At 65.4% G+C, this 655-nt stretch carries 1 protein-coding gene; it reads right to left on the minus strand.

The features are described from left to right. Nucleotides 1–642 (minus strand): primase-helicase family protein (locus tag ABGI63_RS25770; protein ID WP_349745374.1); only part of this gene is annotated, 642 nt, incomplete at its 3' end. Between the last annotated feature and the right edge of the window lie 13 nt (nt 643–655).

The raw sequence follows: 655 nt of genomic DNA on the forward strand, positions 1-655 counted from the left end.
CTTGGTCTCCTGCGTGATGATCCACTTGAGCCGGTTCTTGGTGTGGTACATCTCCTGCCGGCTCACGACCTCGTCGCCGATGATCAGCATCTTGCCGCTCAGCCAGGTGTTGTATCGCTCCTCCAGCTCGGTCTGGCCCACCATCACGCCGTACTCGCCATACATGTCGCGCAGCACGTCGAAAAACAGGTTCTTGCCCGTGCCCTGCGGCCCGTGGAACACCAGCGCCGTCGTCATCTTGGCGCCGATCTGCTGCAGCGGCAGCGCACACCAGCGCATCACCCAGTCGGCGATATCCTCCGGCCCCATGCCCGGCGCCTCGCTCGTGGCACNCACCATCACGCCGTACTCGCCATACATGTCGCGCAGCACGTCGAAAAACAGGTTCTTGCCCGTGCCCTGCGGCCCGTGGAACACCAGCGCCGTCGTCATCTTGGCGCCGATCTGCTGCAGCGGCAGCGCACACCAGCGCATCACCCAGTCGGCGATATCCTCCGGCCCCATGCCCGGCGCCTCGCTCGTGGCACACAGGTGCCGCAGCAGCTCCTGCATCACCGCGTAGTCGCCCTCCTCGGGCTCCGATGGCAAGCCGCCGAACAGGTTCAGACAGTCAGCCGGCAGCTCCTGCCCCGGCTCAAACATCACCTGCTCGCCA

The sequence above is a fragment of the Roseateles cavernae genome (genome assembly GCF_040187885.1).
Taxonomy (GTDB): Bacteria; Pseudomonadota; Gammaproteobacteria; order Burkholderiales; family Burkholderiaceae_C; genus Roseateles_E; species Roseateles_E cavernae.